Source organism: Gilliamella sp. B2772 (genome assembly GCF_026536985.1).
GTDB classification, from domain to species: Bacteria; Pseudomonadota; Gammaproteobacteria; order Enterobacterales; family Orbaceae; genus Gilliamella; species Gilliamella apicola_E.
This window is the reverse complement of sequence record NZ_JAFNNB010000002.1, coordinates 361976-382578: the sequence shown is the minus strand read 5'-3', so window position 1 is coordinate 382578 and position 20603 is coordinate 361976. Positions and strand designations below refer to the sequence as shown.

The 20603-nt window shown below is 36.9% G+C and carries 16 protein-coding genes and 1 tRNA gene; 3 read left to right on the top strand and 14 right to left on the bottom strand.

What is annotated here, in order from left to right; genetic code table 11:
* Nucleotides 1-111: 111 nt before the first annotated feature.
* On the top strand, nt 112-1158 hold the full coding sequence (locus tag J3T98_RS06970) for a LacI family DNA-binding transcriptional regulator (RefSeq protein WP_267362473.1): 1047 nt from the start codon (nt 112-114) through the stop codon (nt 1156-1158).
* Between the two features lie 25 nt (nt 1159-1183).
* Here the strand turns inward: J3T98_RS06970 and truB are convergent, their stop codons facing one another.
* The 11 genes from truB to J3T98_RS06915 form a co-directional block, all read right to left on the bottom strand.
* The gene (truB, locus tag J3T98_RS06965; protein WP_267362472.1) at nt 1184-2074 is read right to left on the bottom strand and encodes a tRNA pseudouridine(55) synthase TruB; all 891 of its coding nucleotides are present in this window, start codon (nt 2072-2074) and stop codon (nt 1184-1186) included.
* Between the two features lie 64 nt (nt 2075-2138).
* Entirely contained in the window at nt 2139-2516 is a 378-nt protein-coding gene (gene rbfA, locus J3T98_RS06960) for a 30S ribosome-binding factor RbfA (RefSeq protein ID WP_065733757.1), read from the bottom strand.
* A 64-nt stretch (nt 2517-2580) separates the two neighbouring features.
* Nucleotides 2581-5229, bottom strand: a complete 2649-nt coding sequence (infB, locus tag J3T98_RS06955; RefSeq protein WP_065563379.1) for a translation initiation factor IF-2 — start codon at nt 5227-5229, stop codon at nt 2581-2583.
* A 17-nt stretch (nt 5230-5246) separates the two neighbouring features.
* Nucleotides 5247-6722, bottom strand: a complete 1476-nt coding sequence (nusA, locus tag J3T98_RS06950; RefSeq protein WP_267362471.1) for a transcription termination factor NusA — start codon at nt 6720-6722, stop codon at nt 5247-5249.
* Between the two features lie 16 nt (nt 6723-6738).
* Nucleotides 6739-7200, bottom strand: a complete 462-nt coding sequence (rimP, locus tag J3T98_RS06945) for a ribosome maturation factor RimP (RefSeq protein WP_065563377.1) — start codon at nt 7198-7200, stop codon at nt 6739-6741.
* Nucleotides 7201-7385: 185 nt separating this feature from the next.
* A tRNA-Met gene (locus J3T98_RS06940) sits at nt 7386-7462 on the bottom strand.
* 218 nt (nt 7463-7680) lie between these two features.
* Nucleotides 7681-8487 (bottom strand): tryptophan synthase subunit alpha, encoded by an 807-nt coding sequence (gene trpA, locus J3T98_RS06935; RefSeq protein WP_267337732.1) that lies wholly within the window; start codon nt 8485-8487, stop codon nt 7681-7683.
* The gene (trpB, locus tag J3T98_RS06930; RefSeq protein WP_267362470.1) at nt 8484-9677 is read right to left on the bottom strand and encodes a tryptophan synthase subunit beta; all 1194 of its coding nucleotides are present in this window, start codon (nt 9675-9677) and stop codon (nt 8484-8486) included. The genes trpA and trpB overlap by 4 nt, the downstream gene beginning before the upstream one ends.
* Before the next feature lie 23 nt (nt 9678-9700).
* Nucleotides 9701-11083: a bifunctional indole-3-glycerol-phosphate synthase TrpC/phosphoribosylanthranilate isomerase TrpF gene (trpCF, locus tag J3T98_RS06925; protein ID WP_065563374.1), complete on the bottom strand. Its 1383-nt coding sequence runs from the start codon at nt 11081-11083 to the stop codon at nt 9701-9703.
* A 15-nt stretch (nt 11084-11098) separates the two neighbouring features.
* Nucleotides 11099-12730, bottom strand: coding sequence for a bifunctional anthranilate synthase glutamate amidotransferase component TrpG/anthranilate phosphoribosyltransferase TrpD (trpD, locus tag J3T98_RS06920; RefSeq protein ID WP_267362469.1), 1632 nt, complete (start codon nt 12728-12730; stop codon nt 11099-11101).
* Nucleotides 12730-14292, bottom strand: coding sequence for an anthranilate synthase component 1 (locus J3T98_RS06915; RefSeq protein WP_267362468.1), 1563 nt, complete (start codon nt 14290-14292; stop codon nt 12730-12732). Before J3T98_RS06915 ends, trpD begins: the two co-directional genes overlap by 1 nt.
* A 565-nt stretch (nt 14293-14857) precedes the next feature.
* Between J3T98_RS06915 and J3T98_RS06910 the strand changes: the two genes are divergently transcribed.
* Both J3T98_RS06910 and J3T98_RS06905 read left to right on the top strand, forming a co-directional pair.
* Nucleotides 14858-15766 carry an SPFH domain-containing protein gene (locus J3T98_RS06910; RefSeq protein WP_065563371.1) on the top strand — a complete coding sequence of 303 codons (909 nt, stop codon included), beginning with the start codon at nt 14858-14860 and terminating at the stop codon, nt 15764-15766.
* 73 nt (nt 15767-15839) lie between these two features.
* On the top strand, nt 15840-16304 hold the full coding sequence (locus J3T98_RS06905; protein WP_065563370.1) for an NfeD family protein: 465 nt from the start codon (nt 15840-15842) through the stop codon (nt 16302-16304).
* 157 nt (nt 16305-16461) lie between these two features.
* Here J3T98_RS06905 and bglX read toward each other — a convergent pair whose 3' ends face one another.
* From bglX to dapD, 3 genes are all read right to left on the bottom strand, one after another.
* A complete protein-coding gene (gene bglX / locus J3T98_RS06900; protein ID WP_218059975.1) occupies nt 16462-18723 on the bottom strand; it encodes a beta-glucosidase BglX in 2262 nt (753 codons plus the stop codon).
* Nucleotides 18724-18989: 266 nt separating this feature from the next.
* Nucleotides 18990-19481 (bottom strand): YajQ family cyclic di-GMP-binding protein, encoded by a 492-nt coding sequence (locus tag J3T98_RS06895; protein ID WP_267362466.1) that lies wholly within the window; start codon nt 19479-19481, stop codon nt 18990-18992.
* Nucleotides 19482-19574: 93 nt separating this feature from the next.
* Nucleotides 19575-20399: a 2,3,4,5-tetrahydropyridine-2,6-dicarboxylate N-succinyltransferase gene (gene dapD, locus J3T98_RS06890; RefSeq protein WP_267362465.1), complete on the bottom strand. Its 825-nt coding sequence runs from the start codon at nt 20397-20399 to the stop codon at nt 19575-19577.
* Nucleotides 20400-20603: the final 204 nt, after the last annotated feature.

Genomic DNA, 20603 nt, shown 5'->3' with positions numbered 1-20603 from the left:
AAAAAGATATTTTCTAAATTTTGGAATCTTGCTCGAAAAATTGAATTTTAGTTGATTACAATTTTAATAATCCTCGTTAAAGTAATTTTATATTTAACTAAATTTATAATTATGGCGAAGATCTCATTATCAATGATAGCGAAAGAGGCAAAGGTTTCAATCGCATCTGTATCAAGAGTATTAAGAACACCCAACCTAACATCTCCACAAACTCAATTTCTGGTTTATCAGGCGATGAAGGCTTTAAATGTTGATCTATCAAAAAATTTAAAAGATTATCAACCCGTTCATGAAAGCAATAAAATTTTAGTTGTTGATAATCAGCTTATCTCTAAAAGCTTAATCAATTTTGGTATAGAGCAAGTTTTACATGAAGCTGGGTTTCAACTGTTTTATTTACAATTTCCTTATAAGGTTAAAAATGATCTCTATTATTTAATTCAATATATTAAGCAAAATTGTTTTATTGGCATTATCATTATAAATCAAGCTCCCTACCTTACCCAGCTATATAGTTATAAAAATTCATTACCACCCATTGTATTTGTTAATCATTTTAAGAAGAATTTTACCTGTGTTCATTTCGATCATCTGACAATTGGATATCAAACCACTCAGCATTTAATTGAGCAGGGGCATAATAAGATCGCAATTTTTATTAATAGCGATAAAAATACTAACTCCTCATTTTTCTTGCAAGGCTATCAACAGGCTTTTCAACGAATCAATATGCCGATCGATAGTGATTATGTCATTCAAGGTTGCCTTACGTATGAAAATGGGCGAGATGCCATTAAGACACTACTTCAAAGCAATAAGCCGCCGACAGCCGTTATTTTTGAGGATTTGAGTAGTCTCTCTTGTTATGATTGTTATCATACGCAAAATTATTTATCGAATTATCGTTCACTTTTTGGCGCATTACACCAAGTCAAAAAGAGCCAATCACAATTACTACATCCGCTGGCGATTACTTATATTAGCCATACCAATGATCTTCAATATAATGAATTAGATCAATTGAGTAGAGTCAATAAGCCTTTATACAAAATGGGATGTAAATCAGCACAATTGTTATGTGATCTTCTTGAACATAATATGACATCATTATCACAATGCCATACTATTGATACCGAAATGTTTTTTACTAATTGCTAATATTTTAAATTGATTAACGATTTAATTAGGATGTTGAAATTAATCTTTTAGGTGACAATTTATTAAGGATTTGAGTTCCTGCACCAATAAATTGTTGGCCTTGATAAATTCTTACTAATGTTTCAACACTTACACTGTTTTCAACAATTACGGTTCTACCTAATAAAATGTCTTTACCTTGGCTTTCACTTAATACCACTTTAGGGCGGTCTTGTAGTGGGCTATCGACTGGCATAAGCAATGGTTCATTTTGCAATTCATCTAGGGTGATCATGTTATCGATAGGATAATTTGATACTTGTAGACGTCTTAAATAAATTACATGTGCACCACAGCCAAGTAATTCACCTAAATCATCAACAATGGTACGAATATAAGTCCCTTTTGAACAATGGATTTCTAAGGTTAATTCGTGCTTAGTTGAATCGTATTGGATAAACTGGTTGTCATAAATTGTAATGGGTCTAGCTTCTCGCTCTATAACAATACCTTGGCGAGCATATTCATAAAGTGGTTTGCCTTGATATTTTAAAGCCGAAAACATGGTTGGAACTTGTAAAATATCACCGCGAAAATGAGTTAATGCTTCTTCGATTTGTGATTGAGTAATATTAACCGATCTAGTTGAAATTATTTGACCATCCGCATCAGACGTGTCAGTACGCTCACCCAATTTGGCGATCACGCGATAGCGTTTGTCAGAATCTAATAAGTATTGTGAAAATTTCGTCGCTTCACCAAAACAGATAGGTAACATCCCAGTGGCTAATGGATCTAGCGCGCCAGTATGCCCTGCTTTTTTTGCGTTGAATAATCTTTTCACTTTTTGTAAGGCATCATTAGATGTCATGCCTTGTGGTTTGTCTAATAACAAAACGCCGTGAACATCACGGCGAGTTTTTTTTATATTCATCATCGATATTTTATTTGAAACGGATCACACTCCTCAATATTTTTTACAATATTGAGCAATTTTATTATTAATCTTTATGACGTTCGTTATCTTGTTTAATAACATCAGATACTAGAGTAGACATCTGCATACCTTTAACAAGTGATTCATCATAAAAGAATTTAATTTCAGGAATAATTCGTAAACGCATTGCTTTACCAATGAGTGTTCGAATATACCCTTTAGCATCATTTAAGACAGTCAATCCTTGCTCGATAACTTGTGGATCATCATCGTTCAAAAACGTTACAAACACTTTTGCATAAGAGAGATCACGCGAAATATCTACACCCGAAACCGTTACCATGCCTAAACGTGGATCTTTGATTTCACGCTGTAAAATAATCGCAATCTCTTTTTGTAATTCGTGTCCGACCCGAGATGATCGATTAAATGCTTTTGCCATATCTATTTTCCTTAAAATGTGAATAAGCAAGGTTTATAAAAACCTTGCTTATTTAGCGTATTAACTAAATAGTACGCTGGATTTCGACAGTTTCAAAGACTTCGATAGTATCGCCAACGCGAACATCATTGTAGTTACGAACACCAATACCACACTCCATGCCGTTACGAACTTCGTTAACGTCATCTTTGAAGCGGCGTAATGATTCAAGTTCGCCTTCATAGATAACCACGTTATCACGTAATACACGGATTGGGTTATGACGTTTAACTACGCCTTCAGTTACCATACAACCAGCGATTGCACCAAATTTAGGTGATTTAAATACATCACGCACTTCAGCAAGACCAATAATCTCTTGCTTGTATTCTGGAGCAAGCATACCGCTCATGGCTTGTTTAACTTCATCAATTAAGTCATAAATAACTGAATAGTAACGTAAATCTAAGTTTTCAGCTTCAACAACTTTACGCGCTGAAGCATCGGCACGAACATTAAAACCAAGGATGATAGCATTAGATGCTGCTGCAAGTGATGCATCAGTTTCGGTAATACCACCTACGCCTGAACCAATGATTTTAACTTTAACTTCATCTGTTGATAGTTTAAGTAATGAATCAGAAATTGCTTCAACCGAACCTTGTACGTCAGCTTTAAGGACGATATTAAGTTCAGATACGTCACCTTCAGTCATGTTAGTAAACATGTTTTCAAGTTTCGCTTTTTGTTGACGTGCAAGTTTAACATCACGGAATTTACCTTGACGATATAAGGCAACTTCACGAGCTTTCTTTTCATCACGTACAACTGTTGCTTCATCACCTGCTGACGGTACACCTGAAAGACCTAAAATCTCAACCGGAATTGATGGGCCCGCTTCGGTAACTTCTTTACCTAATTCGTTGCGCATTGCACGAATACGACCATATTCAAATCCACATAATACGATATCACCTTTACGTAAGGTACCTGATTGAACAAGTACTGTAGCAACAGAACCACGACCTTTATCAAGGAATGATTCGATAACGACACCGCTAGCCATACCTGATTCATAAGCAGTAAGTTCAAGTACTTCTGCTTGTAATAAAATCGCTTCAAGTAGTTGGTCAATTCCCGTACCAGCTTTTGCTGAAACATGAACGAACTGAGTATCACCACCCCAATCTTCTGACATCACGCCATATTGAGCAAGTTCACCTTTGACACGTTCCGGATCGGCTTCTGGTTTATCAATTTTGTTTACTGCAACAACGATTGGTACATTTGCCGCTTTCGCATGTTGAATCGCCTCAATAGTTTGTGGCATCACACCATCATCAGCTGCAACAACTAATACCACGATGTCAGTTGCTTTAGCACCACGAGCACGCATTGATGTAAATGCAGCATGGCCTGGAGTATCTAAGAATGTGATTTCTCCGCTTGAGGTTTTAACATGGTAAGCACCGATGTGCTGAGTAATACCACCAGCTTCGCCTGAAGCAACTTTTGCTTTACGAATATAGTCAAGTAGTGAGGTTTTACCATGGTCAACATGGCCCATGATAGTCACAACAGGTGCGCGAGAAACTTTTTCTGCACCAGTATCACGGTCGCTCATTAGTGATTCTTCAAGTTCGTTTTCACGACGAAGTACCACTTTGTGTCCCATTTCTTCAGCAACAAGTTGAGCGGTTTCTTGGTCAATAACCTGATTGATGGTTGCCATTGCACCCATTTTCATCATAGTTTTGATTACTTCTGAACCTTTTACTGCCATTTTGTTAGCAAGTTCGGCAACAGTGATGGTTTCACCAATAACCACATCGCGGTTAATTGCTTGTACTGGTTTAGTAAAGCTTTGTTGTAAAGTACTTTTGCCTTTCTTCTTGTGGCTACTACGCGTTACAGCACGCGCTTCTTCACGTTCTGCTTTACCTTCTGATAATTTGCTCGATTTTTTCTGTTTAGTCTGTTTACTACCGCGTCCACGACCACGACCACCTTCAACTTCACGGTCGGTATCATCTTCAGCTGCACGAGCATATTTAGATGTAGTGACATGATAGTCATCATCATCACTGTTATCTGTTTCGTCACTATCGCTATATTGTTCAGCAAGTTTGCGCGCTTCTTCCGCCATACGTTTGGCTTCTTCTTCAAGTTTACGACGGTTTTCTTCTTCCGCTTTACGCTTGATTTCGTTTGCTTCAGCTTCTAAGCGAGCTTTTTCTTCTTGCGCTTTTTTCACTTTTGGATCAGCTGCTTGTTCTTGAGCAACTTTCGCTTTTTCTTCTTGATTGCGTTTTTTAGCTTCGGCTTCTTCGCGTTTCTTCTGTTCTTGAGCCTCTTGTTTAGCTTTTTCTTCAGCCTCTTTACGTGCTTTCAATTCAGCTTCTTGTTTCGCTTTTTGTTCCGCTTCAAGACGCGCTTTTTCTAATTCAGCAGGATCTTGTTTCACGATAGTGCGTTTTTTACGAACTTCAACTTTGATTTCTTTACTTTTGCCACCACCGCTTGACACATTTAGTGTTGAATGTGTTTTACGTTGTAAAGTTAATTTTGTTGGGCCTTGCTGAGGTTTTAAATGCGCAAGCAAAGCTTCTTTTTCCTTTTGAGTAACAGTATCTGATGCAGTCTTTTTCATTCCGGCATCAGCAAACTGTTGCAAAAGTGTTTGCACTGGTGTATTTATTTCTTGAGCCAGTGTTTCGATTGATACTTTGGTCATGTATAACTTTCCCTCAATTATTCATTTGCAAACCAACAAATATTACGGGCAGCCATAATAAAATCGCCAGCTTGTTTGCTTGTTAAACCTTCAATGTCTGTAAGATCATCTGTACCTTGTTCAGCTAAATCTTCTAGAGTCACAATATCTTGTTGTGCTAATTGATAGGCTAATTCTTGTGTCATACCTGGTAGATCTAATAGATCTTGTGCAGGTCGTTTATCACCACTGTGAGCAAGTGCGATAGTCGTTAAGGCATCTTTTGCTCGATTTCTTAATGCATCAACCAGTTCTTCATCAAGTTCTTCAATTTCAAGTAACTCATCTACTGGTACATAAGCAAGCTCTTCAAGTGAAGTAAATCCTTCTTCAACTAAAAGTTGTGCAAGATCTTCTTCAATATCTAAATGTTTCATTAGGTTATTGATTGCTGCGAAAGATTCTGCTTGGTGTTTTTCTTGAAGATCTTCAGTACTCATGACGTTTAACGTCCAACCAGTAAGTTGTGATGCTAAACGGATATTTTGTCCATTACGGCCGATAGCTTGCGGTAAGGTATCTGCATTAACGGCAACATCCATAGTGTGCTTGTCTTCATCAACTACGATAGATACTACATCGGCTGGTGCCATAGCATTAATAACATATTGAGCTGGGTTATCATCCCATAAAACAATATCAATACGTTCACCACCAAATTCATTCGAAACAGCTTGAACGCGAGCACCTCGCATACCAACACATGCACCAACAGGGTCAATACGGCGGTCATTACTGCTAACAGCAATTTTAGCGCGAGAACCTGGATCACGAGCAACACTTTTGATGTCGATCATCTCTTCGCCGATTTCAGGTACTTCTATACGGAATAGTTCTTCCATCATTTCAGGATTTGAACGACTAACACAGAGCTGTGCTGGTTTATTATCTTGTTCTACAAGATATAAAATACCTCGAACACGGTCACCAATTCTGAAGTTTTCACGTGGTAACATATCATGGCGAGACATCATTGCATCAGCGTTATTACCTAAATCAAGGATAACACTATCACGGTTGGTCTTTTTAACAATACCCGTTACGATATCACCAATTCGGTTTCTAAACATGTCAATAACCATAGCACGCTCAGCTTCGCGTACTTTTTGAACGATGACTTGTTTAGCTGTTTGTGTTGTAATGCGGTCGAATGCGACTGATTCAATTTGTTCTTCAACATAGTCACCTACTTTTACATTAGGATCTTCAAATTGAGCTGCTTCCAATGTGATTTCTTTAGTAGGTTGAGTCACTTCATTAACCACTAACCAACGACGGAACGTATCATAATCACCCGTTTTGTGGTCAATTTTTACGACAACATCTATATCAACAGTATGTTTCTTTTTAGTGGCCGTTGCTAACGCGGTTTCTAGCGCTTCGAAAATTTTGTCACGTGTAAGTGCCTTTTCATTAGATACCGCTTCAACAACAGCTAAAATTTCTTTATTCATCCTTTACACCCGTACTCTATTTAAGGTTAAAATTAGGTACAATGTTCGCTTTTTGTATATTACTAAAAGCAAACACTTCATCATTTTCATCCACGATTAATGTAATCATTTCATTATCAATGGATTTAATCTTTCCTTTCCACTTGCGGCGATTGGCAACAGGAATACGCAAACTTATTGTGACTTCTTCACCAATAAAACGTTGGTAATGTTCAAGCGTAAACAAAGGTCGATCCATACCTGGTGAGGAGACCTCAAGATTGTAAGCATCTTTAATTGGGTCTTCTACATCAAGTACCGCACTAATTTGTCGACTAACATCAGCACAATCATCAACGGTAATACCATTTTCACTATCAATATATACGCGCAAAACTGGGTAACGACCACGAATGTATTCAACCCCAACTAGCTCAAAGCCAAGTGCATTAACAGGCTCTTGGATGATTTCGGTCAATTGCTGTTCTAAATTAGCCAAACAAACCTCCACTGCAGAAAATAAAAAAGGGCATAAAGCCCAACATTCCTTTTAAACTAACGTTTAAATCATATAAAAAAACCCCGACAAGCGAGGCTACATATAAAACATAATATAATGAAGCCACTTGATTCGAACTTTCAGACAATAAAAATAGGATAGATTAATATGAATGAAAATTTAAGTGGTTGCGGGGGCTGGATTTGAACCAACGACCTTCGGGTTATGAGCCCGACGAGCTACCAAGCTGCTCCACCCCGCGATAGATGGCTGAAGATTATACTGTATTTTGTAAAAATTGCAACCCAAAATCATATCAGAATTCACAAAAAGCTTAAAGTTATTGAAACTAAGGGGCTATGATTTTTAACTGGTGAACAATTATGATTAATCTATAGTTAGGTTTTATATATGTATAATTATTCGTTTTTCAAGTGAATTAATCCGCCTAATATTCAGCGGATTAATCATTGGTTAATGTTACTTTTGCGTTGCTGCTTTCATGGTTTTAACGAAAGTTGATAATTCACTCAGCATTTTGTCTGGATTATTAAGATTGTTTTCAATGATTTTAACCGTTGCCGATCCAGCAATAGCTCCCGCTGCACCCGATTTAATTGCTTCACTAACTTGAGCGGGTTCTGAAATACCAAAACCTTGAATTGCTGGTGGTGCTTTAAATTCAGTTAGTTTTTCGAGTAAATGAGTGAGTGGTTTATTAGCACGGTTTTCTGTACCGGTTACTCCTGCTCGTGATACTAAGTAAGTATAACCTTTGCCTCGTTTAGCAATATTTTCAATCACTTCATCGTCCGCATTAGGTGGACAGATAAATATTGGTGCGATGCCATGTTTTTCAGCAGCACCCGTAAACTCTTCGGCATACTCTACAGGTAAATCAGCAATTAATACTGAATCCACCCCTGCTTTAGCACACTTCGCATAGAAGTTATCAATACCATTTTTAAATACTAAATTGGCATAGATTAATAATCCAACTGGAATATCAGGATTGTTTTCGCGGATTTTGGTTAAGATTTCGAAGCATTTGGCAACGGTTATGCCACCATTAAAAGCACGAATATTAGCATTTTGTATAGTTGGACCATCTGCCATTGGGTCAGAAAAAGGAATGCCTAGTTCTAACGCATCAGCCCCTGCATCAATCATTGTTTGAATAATTTGATAGGAAAGCTGTGGATTAGGGTCACCAACTGGAACAAAAGGAACAAATGCACCTCGTTTTTCGACTGTTAAGCGGTCAAACAGTTTTTGATAACGGCTCATTCTATTTCTCCTTTTGCTTTTAATACATCGTAAACCGTAAAAATATCTTTATCGCCACGACCTGATAAATTGACAATTAATAGTTGTTCTTTGTTTGGATTTTCTTTAATCATCTTAAGTGCATAGGCTAAGGCATGAGATGACTCTAAAGCCGGAATAATTCCTTCATTGCGTGATATGGCCTGAAACGCTTCAAGCGCTTCATCATCAGTGATAGAAACATAATCTGCCCGACCAATACTATCTAAATAAGCGTGTTGAGGTCCAACAGCTGGAAAATCAAGGCCTGCAGAAATCGAATAAGACTCTTCAATTTGGCCTTCTTCGGTTTGCATCATTGGGGCTTTCATACCGAAGTAAATACCGAGTTTACCATGTTTAAGTGATGCACCATGTTCGCCACTTTCGATGCCATGACCTCCTGGTTCAACCCCAATTAATTTTACTGACTTATCATCAATAAAATTAGCAAACATCCCAATTGCGTTTGAACCGCCACCAACACAAGCGATGACAGCATCAGGTAATCGACCCTCTTTTTCCAAAATTTGTTGTTTCGCTTCACGGCTAATTATTTGTTGGAATTCACGCACTATGCTCGGGAATGGGTGCGGTCCAGCAGCTGTACCTAACATATAGTGAGCGGTTTCATAACTACCAGACCAATCTCGCAATGCTTCATTACAAGCGTCTTTCAAGGTTGCAGAGCCGGTTTCAACCGGAATAACTGTTGCCCCCATGAGTCGCATTCTAAATACGTTCGGAGCTTGGCGTTTAACATCTTTAGCCCCCATATATATTCGGCATTTTAAACCCAATAATGCACACGCCAATGCTGAAGCAACGCCATGCTGACCTGCGCCAGTTTCGGCAATAATTTCAGTTTTACCCATTCTTTTAGCGAGTAATGCTTGGCCTAATACTTGATTAGTTTTATGCGCACCACCGTGAACTAAATCTTCACGTTTTAGATATAGTTTTGTTTTGGTCCCTGCGGTAAGATTTTTACACAGTGTTAATGCTGTCGGGCGACCAGCGTAGTTAACCAAAAGATCGTTAAATTCTTTTTGAAAACTTGGATCGTGTATCGCCGATATAAAAGCATCCTCAAGTTGTTCAAGCACAGGCATCAATATTTGTGGCACATATTGACCACCAAATTTGCCAAAATAAGGATTTAATTTAGACATAACCATTCCTTTAATGTAATCAGTTAAATTTGTTCAAATACTAATTTGATTTTTTGTTTATCTTTAATTCCTGGTGAAACTTCAACGCCCGAATTAAGGTCAACACCAATAACATCGGTAGTGAGCGCCTCACTCACATTTTGCGGATTAATACCTCCAGCCAAAATGACATTACTTAAATCTTTGTCACGCAAAAGTGACCAATCAAAACTTTTACCTGTTCCACCGGCACCATTATCAAATATGTAACGTGATACTAGTGGGTTATCATGATTTGGGATGTTATCGCTAATACTTAACGCTTTCCAGATCTGACAGGTTGAGGGTAATTTTTGGCGAAGTGTTTTGATATAGTTATCATCCTCATGACCATGCAATTGCACTGCATAAAGTGATAGTTGTTTAGCTATTTCGCATACTTCATCTATATCACTATCTTTAAAAACACCAACCCAATTCAAGGGTGCCGATGCGATAACACTACGCGCTTTAGTCGGTGTTATATATCTTGGTGATTTAGGCACAAAAATTAATCCACCATAAACCGCACCAGCTTGGTAGACGGTTATTGCATCTTGTGGTTGGGTTAAGCCACAAACTTTATTTTCACCTAGCATTACTTTACGGATAGCTAAGGTTAAGTTTGGCTCAGACATAAGTGCACTACCAATTAAAAAACCGTTAGCATAATGGCTAAGATCTTTAACTTGATTGTGCGTATAAATACCTGATTCACTAATAATGATTCGATCATCAGGGATTGTTTTTGATAAAGTTTTTACCCGATTGAGATCAACCGACAGATCGCGTAAATTACGGTTATTAATACCAATCACTTTAGCGCCAAGTTTGATAGCTCGTTCAACTTCTTGTTCGGTACTAGCTTCCGTCAGTACCCCCATATTAAGTTGGTGAGCAACTTGGCTTAAGTGGCGATATTCATCATCATTGACTACCGATAACATTAACAAGATGGCATCAGCCTGATAATAACGTGCTAAGTAAATCTGATATTCATCGATAATAAAGTCTTTGCAAAGTACGGGTTGGGTGACTTCATTACGTACTATTGGTAAAAACTCAAAACGACCTTGAAAGTATTTTTCGTCAGTTAAAACTGAGATTGCCGAAGCATAATCTTTGTAAACTTTGGCTATACTTGCTGGGTCAAAATCATCTCGAATTAATCCCTTGGATGGCGATGCTTTTTTACATTCTAAAATAAATACCGTTTTCGGTTGATTTAACGCTTGGTAAAAATCACGATCACTAGGTACAACTTTATTTTTAAAATTAGCCAGTGGATTTTTAATTTGTTGCTCGGCAAGCCATAGCTGTTTATCTTCAATGATCTTTTTTAAGACCGTTGCCATTTCAACATTTTCAGTTAATGCTGCAATTGCCATCTTATTCTCCACTCATTATCTTGCTGCTAACTTTTGTAATAGCTCATAAGCTTTACCGCTACGCATTAATTCTATTGCACGCTTAGCATTTTGTTTTAAGTCTGGTTCACCAAATAGGCTAATTAACATCGCCACATTTGCAGCAATAGCTGCTTCATGCGCGGGTTTACCATGTCCTTGTAAAATCGCTAACAATAAATCACGATTCATTTCTGGTGTTCCACCTTCAATATCTTTCAAAGTATATTGCTGTAGACCAAAATCTTCTGGTGTCAAAGTAAAATAGCGAATTTCACCATTTTTTACTTCGGCAACTTGAGTTTCGCCATGAATAGCGACTTCATCCATCCCTGAGCCATGTACCACATAAGCATGGGTATAGTTTAACATTTTTAATGTTTCTGCAATCGGTTTTATCAAGTCAGGATGATAAACACCAAGTAAAATACGTTTTGGTCGTGATGGATTAATCAACGGCCCAAGAACATTAAAAATTGTTCGTGTTTTAAGTTGCTGACGTACTGGTGCAGCATGGCGGAATCCTGAGTGATATTGCTGAGCAAACAAGAAACACACACCTAATTCATCAAGCGCTTTTCGAGATGCTTCCGCTGACATGTTTAGTTTAATACCTAAAGCGGATAAAACATCTGATGATCCTGATTTGCTCGACACACCACGGTTACCATGCTTAGCAACTTTATACCCTAATGCCGCAGTAACAAAAGCACTGGCTGTGGAGATATTGATGCTGTTAGTTCCATCTCCACCAGTCCCAACGATGTCGGTAAAATCATAATCAGGCACTTCAAATGGATCAGCATTTTCAAGTAAGGCCTGAGCTGCTCCGGCAATTTCATCAGGTTTTTCACCCCGAACTTTCATACTAATGATAGCGGTTGCTAGTACCGTTGGTTCTATTTTACCTTGAATAATTAAATTAAACAGTATTTTACTCTCTTCTTGAGACAATACTTGCCCTAAGTACAATTTATTTAAAATCGGTTGAATATTGTATTCTTGCTTATCAACAATGGCTTCTTGTTTTGCTTCTGGCTGTTTTTGTGGTGGATTCAGTGCCCATTCAATGGTTTGTTCTAATAATTTTACCCCTTGAATCGTTAAAATTGATTCAGGATGAAATTGAAAACCGCAAACCCGATCTTGGTCATTACGTACTGCCATAACGATGTTATTACACATGGCATTGACGGTTAATGTTTTCGGTATGTTTTCACCTTTTAATGAGTGATAGCGCGCAACCGGTAATGGATTGGGTAAGTCTTTAAACATCGCTTGCCCATCATGTTCAATTAATGAAGCTTTTCCATGTAAAATATCGCCCGCAGGGACAATCATACCACCATAAGATTCAACAATCGCTTGATGTCCAAGACAGATACCAATGATCGGTAATTTACCTTTTAAACGTTTAAGTAATTCAGGCATTGAACCTGCTTCACTCGGTGCTCCAGGTCCTGGTGATAACATTAGGATAGGATTTTGTATTTGTGATAATTTTTCGATGATCACATCAGCTGGAATTGTGTTGCGATAAATTGTCACGTTATGTTGATTGTGACGTAACTGATCGACTAAGTTATAAGTAAACGAATCAACGTTATCAAGAAATAAGATATTAGCCATTAGAATACACCTTCTACATTATGTGCTGCCATAATCGCGCAAACAACAGCACGTGCTTTGTTACGTGATTCATCCGATTCTGCTTGTGGTTCTGAATCTAAAACCACGCCACATCCAGCTTGTACGGTTGCAACACCATCTTCCACATAAGCACTGCGAATAACGATACAAGTATCAAGATCACCATTGGCAGTAAAATATCCAACTGCCCCACCATAACTACCCCGTTTTATTTTTTCCGATTCGGCAATTAACTGCATTGCCCTAACTTTTGGCGCTCCAGTTAATGTTCCCATGTTCATGGTAGCTTGATAAGCATGTAGTGCATCAAGATCTTGACGTAGTTGACCAACAATTCTTGAAACTAAATGCATAACGTAAGAATAACGATCAACTTTTAATAACTCTTTGGTATATCGCGTCCCTGGCTGGCAAATTCGAGCTAAATCATTTCGTGCTAAATCGACCAACATTAAATGTTCAGCTAACTCTTTTTTATCGGTGCGCATTTCCAACTCTAATCGACTATCCAAATCGTAATCAATCTCGCCATTAGTGTTTAAACCACGTGGGCGAGTACCAGCAATTGGATAAATTTCAACTTGATTATTGGCTTTATTATATTTGAGTGCACTTTCAGGTGAGGCACCAAATAAAACAAAATCCTCGTCTTGCATATAAAACATATAAGGGCTTGGATTATTATTTTTTAAGACTTGATATGCAGATAATGGTTGAGGACAAGGTAATGAAAAACGTCTAGATGGAACAGCTTGGAAGATTTCACCTTGTTGAATCGCATCTTGCATTTTCTTAACAATGGTATTGAAATCATCATCACTCTTATTACAAGCAACATCCATTTCAGCCAACGATTGCCTTTTAATTGTGCTCATTGGTTGATTGAGTTTATTTTGAAATTCATCTAATCGTTGATTTAAGCGTGCAATCTCATCAGTGCAAGAAGTAAAGGCCGTTGCTTTTAATAATGAAACGCGATCTTTGTGATTAATTTCCAATAAAGTTTCAGCTAAATAAAAACGAAAATCCTGACAACGTTGTTCAGTTGGTAATATTGGTAAATGTTCAAAATTTGTCACTAAATCATACGCAAATAATCCACCGACAAAAACGGCATCTGAACTCGCTTTTTCGGGAATATTAACGATATTTAATAATGTTCTTAATGCATCAAAAATAGATAATGACTTCAAGCGAGAATCTTCATCTTGCAAACCATCAATAGGTGGAAACACTAACTTAAGATTATGTTCATCTATTTTTGTTTTAGTGACGTTATCAGGAAATGCTTGCTCTAACAAAGGTAATAATTTTTGTCCGTTGCTGGTTAAAGCTTGAAAAGTCACTTCGTTGTTTAGGGCCGAAATAGTTAAAGCGCTATTAATGATCATTACGCTTTTAATCCCCTGTTTATTATCAATTTCGGCAGATTCAAGCAACAATGTTGCCGGTTTATTATCACAAAGTTGATAAAATACCTGAGTCGGATCCTGATAATAACCAATGGTTTTGATTATTTGTGTTAATGTAGGCTTATTCATTGTTGACTCTCTTTATATAAAATTATTTTTTATCTTTTTTTTAAACTAAAAAACCCGCATTTAGCGGGTCTTGTGAAAAAAGGACATCATCACATCACCCGCAGAAAGTGATGCGCCACCAACTCAAAACAGTAGTTTTTTTATAGTGAGTTAAAGGATTTTGATGATTTATCATTATTATATCTGCTTAAAAAAGATGTTGTACTATTAAACTAGTTCATTAGTGTGTTGTCAAGCGAATATTTTATATTCAATAAATAAAATTAGCCTTTATAAAAAATAGGTTTATTTAGACTCATTTTTTAAATTAATGACATTGATGATTGAACGATTTTAACCTATATGATTTCAGACCAGCGAATAAAGCAGTGCTCAATAACTTATGATGAAATTAAAATCGAGGAGCTAGGTTGATCTTTTCAAGATAATTTTCCACGTTGCCGTATTTAACAAATGATCTATTAGGCTATTTTGATTTCACATGGTTAAAAACTAATAGTTTGTCAAATATCCTAATACCAATTAGAATAATCAATACATTAATAAAATTTAGAGATTTTGATATATGCCAATATTTTATATTCTTATTGCGATAATAGTTTTATTAGCTATCGTAACCGTTTTTAAAGCTATTACCATTGTTCCACAAGGATACCAATATACCATCGAGCGTTTTGGTAAATACACTCATACGCTTGAGCCTGGCTTAAACATCATTATCCCATTTATGGATGGTGTGGGTCGCAAAATTAATATGATGGAACAAGTTCTTGATATCCCATCTCAAGAAGTTATTTCTAAAGATAATGCGAATGTACAAATTGATGCGGTTTGCTTTATTCAAGTACAAGAAGCTGCAAGAGCTGCTTACCAAGTTAATCAACTTGAGCGTGCGGTTATTAATCTGATGATGACAAACATTCGTACCGTACTTGGTAGTATGGAACTTGATGAAATGTTATCACAACGTGATCACATCAACTCAAAACTTCTTAGCATTGTTGATGATGCAACTAGCCCTTGGGGAATTAAAATTACCCGTATCGAAATTCGTGACGTTCGCCCACCAGCAGAACTTATTGCAGCCATGAACGCGCAAATGAAAGCTGAACGTAACAAACGTGCTGAGATCCTTGAAGCAGAAGGTATCCGCCAAGCGGCTATTTTACGCTCTGAAGGTGAAAAACAGTCAGAAATATTAAAAGCAGAAGGTGAAAAACAAGCTGCATTTTTACAAGCAGAAGCGCGTGAACGTGCTGCCGAAGCCGAAGCAAAAGCTACACAAATGGTTTCAGAAGCGATTGCTGCTGGTAACATTAATGCGATCAACTACTTCGTTGCTCAAAAATATACTGAAGCTTTACAACAAATCGGTGCTTCAGATAACAGTAAAGTAGTGATGATGCCACTAGATGCTTCTAGCTTAATGGGTAGCATTGGCGGTATTGCAGAATTAATTAAAAACTCTAAATAATTTGCTTTAGTGAAACAATTCTTCCTAATCTAATTAGGAAGATATTATATTTCAATAAATTAGGTAACAATCAATGACTGATTTTTTAACGGTTATTTATGATTATCCTCACTGGGTATTTATTGCTTTAGGTGGTATTTTACTGATCCTTGAGCTATTGGGAACTTCCGGATATGGGCTTTGGAGTGGAATTGCAGCCATTGTTGTTGGTTTAATAGCTTGGGTTGTCCCTTTATCTTGGCCAATTCTATGGATTTTATTTGCTATTTTTACTTTGGTATCGGCTTATCTTTGGTGGGTGTGGTTAAAAAAACATGGTAAAGATAAATCTGGTAAAAGTGAAATAAATCAACCCCAACAAGAATTAATCGGAATCAAAACCATCGTTACCGAGGCTATAATTAATGGTTCGGGTCGGGTAAAAATAAAAGATGGCACATGGTCAGCAAAATGTAACCAAGATCTAGAAGTTGGACAACCTGTTGAAGTGATTGCTGTTGATGGATTAGTTCTGAAAGTAAAAGCACTCAATAGATAATTGTAATAATAAATGGATTAAATACGAGTCATTGACTCGTATTTTTTTACCTTAAAAACGTAAACGATATCAGTAAATAATCTTATATATTAGTCTTAAAGGTTGAAAGATTGAATAAAAGAACTAAACCGTCGATTAAAACCGACGGTTTTTGTATTTACTTATCAAGTAAAGTGAATGTTTGCTTTTGTTTGGTTGTCGAATCTGAGCCTACAAACACATTAAATTTACCTGGTTCTGCAACATATTGCATTTTGTCATTCCAGAATTTTAACATGTCATATTTGATAACAAATTTTACTTGGCCTTTTTCGTGAGGTTTAAGTGCTATTTTCTCAAATCCAACTAACTCTTTGACAGGACGGCTAACTGAAGCAGTCACATCTTGCAAGTATAATTGGACAACTTGCGTCCCCTCTCTATCACCAGTATTTTCTACATTGGCTATCACTTCGATTTCACCATTTGGCGACATTTCAGTTTTTGATAGTGAAAAATCAATCGTAAAATTGGTATAACTCAAACCATAACCAAATGGAAATAACGGTTCGTTTGGACTATCAAAATAAGAAGTGGTGTATTTACCCATATTGACCGTACCATGAGGTCGACCAGTATTTAATTGACCATAATAAACAGGAATTTGACCAACATTATCTGGGAAAGACATCGGTAATTTACCTGATGGGTTATAATCACCAAAGAGAACATCAGCTACAGCATTACCACCTTCAGTACCTAAAAACCAAGTTTCAAGCATCGCATCGGCTTGTTCATATTCTTCTTTCACGGTAAGTGGGCGCCCATTCATCAATGCAATAATTAGTGGTTTACCTGTTGCTTTTAATGCTGTAATTAAACGTTTTTGGCTTGCTTGTAAATTGAGGTCAGTTCGGCTTGATGATTCATGCGCCATCCCTTCGGCTTCACCAACAAATAAAACAACAGCATCTGATCTTTTAGCTTGAGCAACCGCTTCGGCAATCATTTTATCAGCAGGTCTTTTATCAAATTTAGTGATCTCTTCATATAAATTTAAGAATTTATAAAGATTTGGATCATCTGAAATATTGGCACCCCATGCATAGCTAACTAATTTTGGATTAACCACAGCATTCTTAATCCCTTCCAAAGGGGTTACGGCTAAATTAGCTCGCCCAGCACCAGACCAACTACCCAAAATATCGCGTTTTGAATCTGCTAACGGTCCAATCACCGCAATTTTTTTATTTTTGCTCAACGGTAAAACATTGTTTTCATTTTTTAACAATACAATACTACGACGCGCAACATCCCTTGCTTCTGCACGATGTAAACGATCGTTGGCGAACATGGTTTCAATATCAAAATTAGGATCTAAATTTCGATGAGGATTTTTAAATAATCCCATATCATATTTCAGTTCTAATACATGACGACACGCTTGGTTAATCTGCTCTTGAGAGATTGCACCTTCATTAACTAGTTCTGGTATAAACTGTAAAAAATACTCATCATTCATACTGATATCAATACCAGCTAGGATCGCAATTCTAACTGCATCTTTAGCGTCTTTTGCCACACCGTGATTAATTAATTCACGAATAGCACCATGATCACTAACCACTACACCATCAAAATGCCATTGATCACGCAGTACCTCGGTTAATAACCAATGATTAGAGGTAGCAGGAATACCGTTTACACTAACAAGTGCAACCATAACCGCTCGGCTGCCTGCATCTACAGCCGCTTTATATGGTACAAGATATTCTTGGAACATTTTTCGTTCACTCATATCCGTACTATTATATTCACGACCAGCTTCAACCGCACCATATAGCGCAAAATGCTTAACGGTTGTCACTAATGATTTTTTATCCTCAAGAGACTGTTTTTGCATTTTTTCGACAAAAATACGTCCTGCTTCCGACGCTAAATAAGGATCTTCACCAAATCCTTCTGACACTCGGCCCCACCTTGGATCTCGCGTAATATCAACCATTGGCGCCCAAGTTACATTAAGTCCATCAGAAGTTGCTTCATCAGATGATACTTCAGCAACTTTACCTATCGCATCACGATCCCAAGTTGCAGCAATCCCTAAATTAATAGGAAATACCGTACGATGACCGTGAATAATGTCAAAACCAAAATAAACAGGGATTTTATTCGGCGATTTTAATGCTCTTTCTTGCATTCGAGATAGATCAGGCTCAACTACAGTATTAAAAATACCACCAATTTCACCCGCTTCAATTTGGTCAAGGACTTTGTCTAGTGTAAGATCACCACCCACACTGATTAATCGCAGTTGCCCTACTTTTTCTTTAATCGTCATCTTTGACATCAAGTCATCAATAAACGCTTTCTTTTCTTCACTATTGGGATTTTGAGCAAATAAAGGGGATGAAAAAATAAAAAAAACGAAAAATAACACGAATTTTTTCATAATAATAAGTATTTTTAAATTTAAGAGGATAGACAAGCGGATAGCATAACGTATTTAACTAAAAAAATCTCGTTATTTAGAAATAACATCCCTAAAAATAAAGATAAAAGCATTTATTCTTAAAAATATAAGCTTCAAAAAGTGCGTTCCTCAAATTTTTTTAAGATTTATTAAGAAAATAGATAAAAAAATATTGCCGAAAAATGCTTTAAAAAGGAGTCATCAAGTCGGCAATAATCATGAATGAAGATCTATTAATCGCGGAAATTAGTAAATTGGAAAGGTTGCCCTAATTCACCATTTTTGACTAATGCCATGGCAGCTTGTAAATCATCACGAGACTTACCTGTAACGCGAACCTGCTCACCTTGTACTTGAGCTTGCACTTTAAGTTTACTGTCTTTAATCAACTTAACTATTTTTTTAGCTAACTCTTTATCGATACCTTGTTTTAGTTTGACCGTAATACTATAAAATTTTCCGCTATGTTCCAGCTCTTCAGGAATTTCTAGCGCTCGGCCATCAATACCACGTTTGGCCAATTTATCACGTAAAATATCCAATAGCTGTTGAACTTGGAAATCGGATTGGCTAGTTGCTTTGATAGTTTCATTTTTTTCATTGAGCTCAAAAGATGCTTCGACATTTTTGAAGTCCCAACGAGTAGTCAGTTCACGAGTCGCATTGTCGACACCGTTTTTAACTTCTGGCATTTGAATTTCTGACACAATATCAAAAGAAGGCATAAATTTTCCTCTTCTAATCGTTATAAGTATTACTTATTTTAAACAACTCTTTTAATTGCCGCCACAATATTTACGGCGGCATTATTATTAAGATTAATCGATAGTACGAAGTAATTCGTTAATACCAACTTTACCTAAAGTTTTAGCATCAACTTTTTTCACAATAACAGCACAATAAAGGCTATATTTGCCATCTTTAGTTGGTAAGTTACCTGATACCACAACCGAACCAGCTGGAACACGTCCGTAATGAACTTCACCAGTTGCTCGATCATAAATTTTAGTACTTTGACCAATAAATACGCCCATTGAGATCACACTGCCTTCTTCAACAATCACACCTTCAACGATTTCACTACGAGCACCAATGAAACAGTTATCTTCGATAATAGTTGGGTTTGCTTGTAATGGTTCTAACACACCACCAATACCAACACCACCAGATAAGTGAACATTTTTACCAATTTGTGCACATGAACCAACTGTTACCCAAGTATCAACCATCGTGCCTTCATCAACATAAGCACCGATATTTACGTAAGATGGCATTAATACGGTATTACGAGCAACATAAGCACCTTTACGCGCAATTGCTGATGGAACTACACGGAAGCCTTCTTGTTGGAAGCGAGCTTCATCATAATCAGCAAATTTTAATGGCACTTTGTCATAATAATTTGTTGCGCCACCATCAATAAGTTGATTTTCATTAATACGGAAAGAGAGCAATACCGCTTTTTTTAACCATTGATGAGTCACCCAATCGCCATTAATCTTTTCCGCGACACGCATTTTACCGCTGTCTAATAGAGCGATACATTGATTAATTGCATCACGTGTTACAGTATCAACATTCAAAGGCGTAATTTCAGCACGACGTTCAAATGCTGCCTCAATAATAGTTTGTAATTGTTGCATTTCTCGTTTCCTTTAACTTTAAGTCCGTTAGCAAATTTAATTGGGCAAACAGTATAATATAATATGAAGTTATTTTTAAGTGGTTTATCGTATCAGTGAGATTTCTCAAAAAGGATAAATTATTTGGAATACCTTTCACAAAATCTGAACAATATTTAATACAGTTGTTTTATTTGAATATAAAGTTGAATCCTCATTAAATCT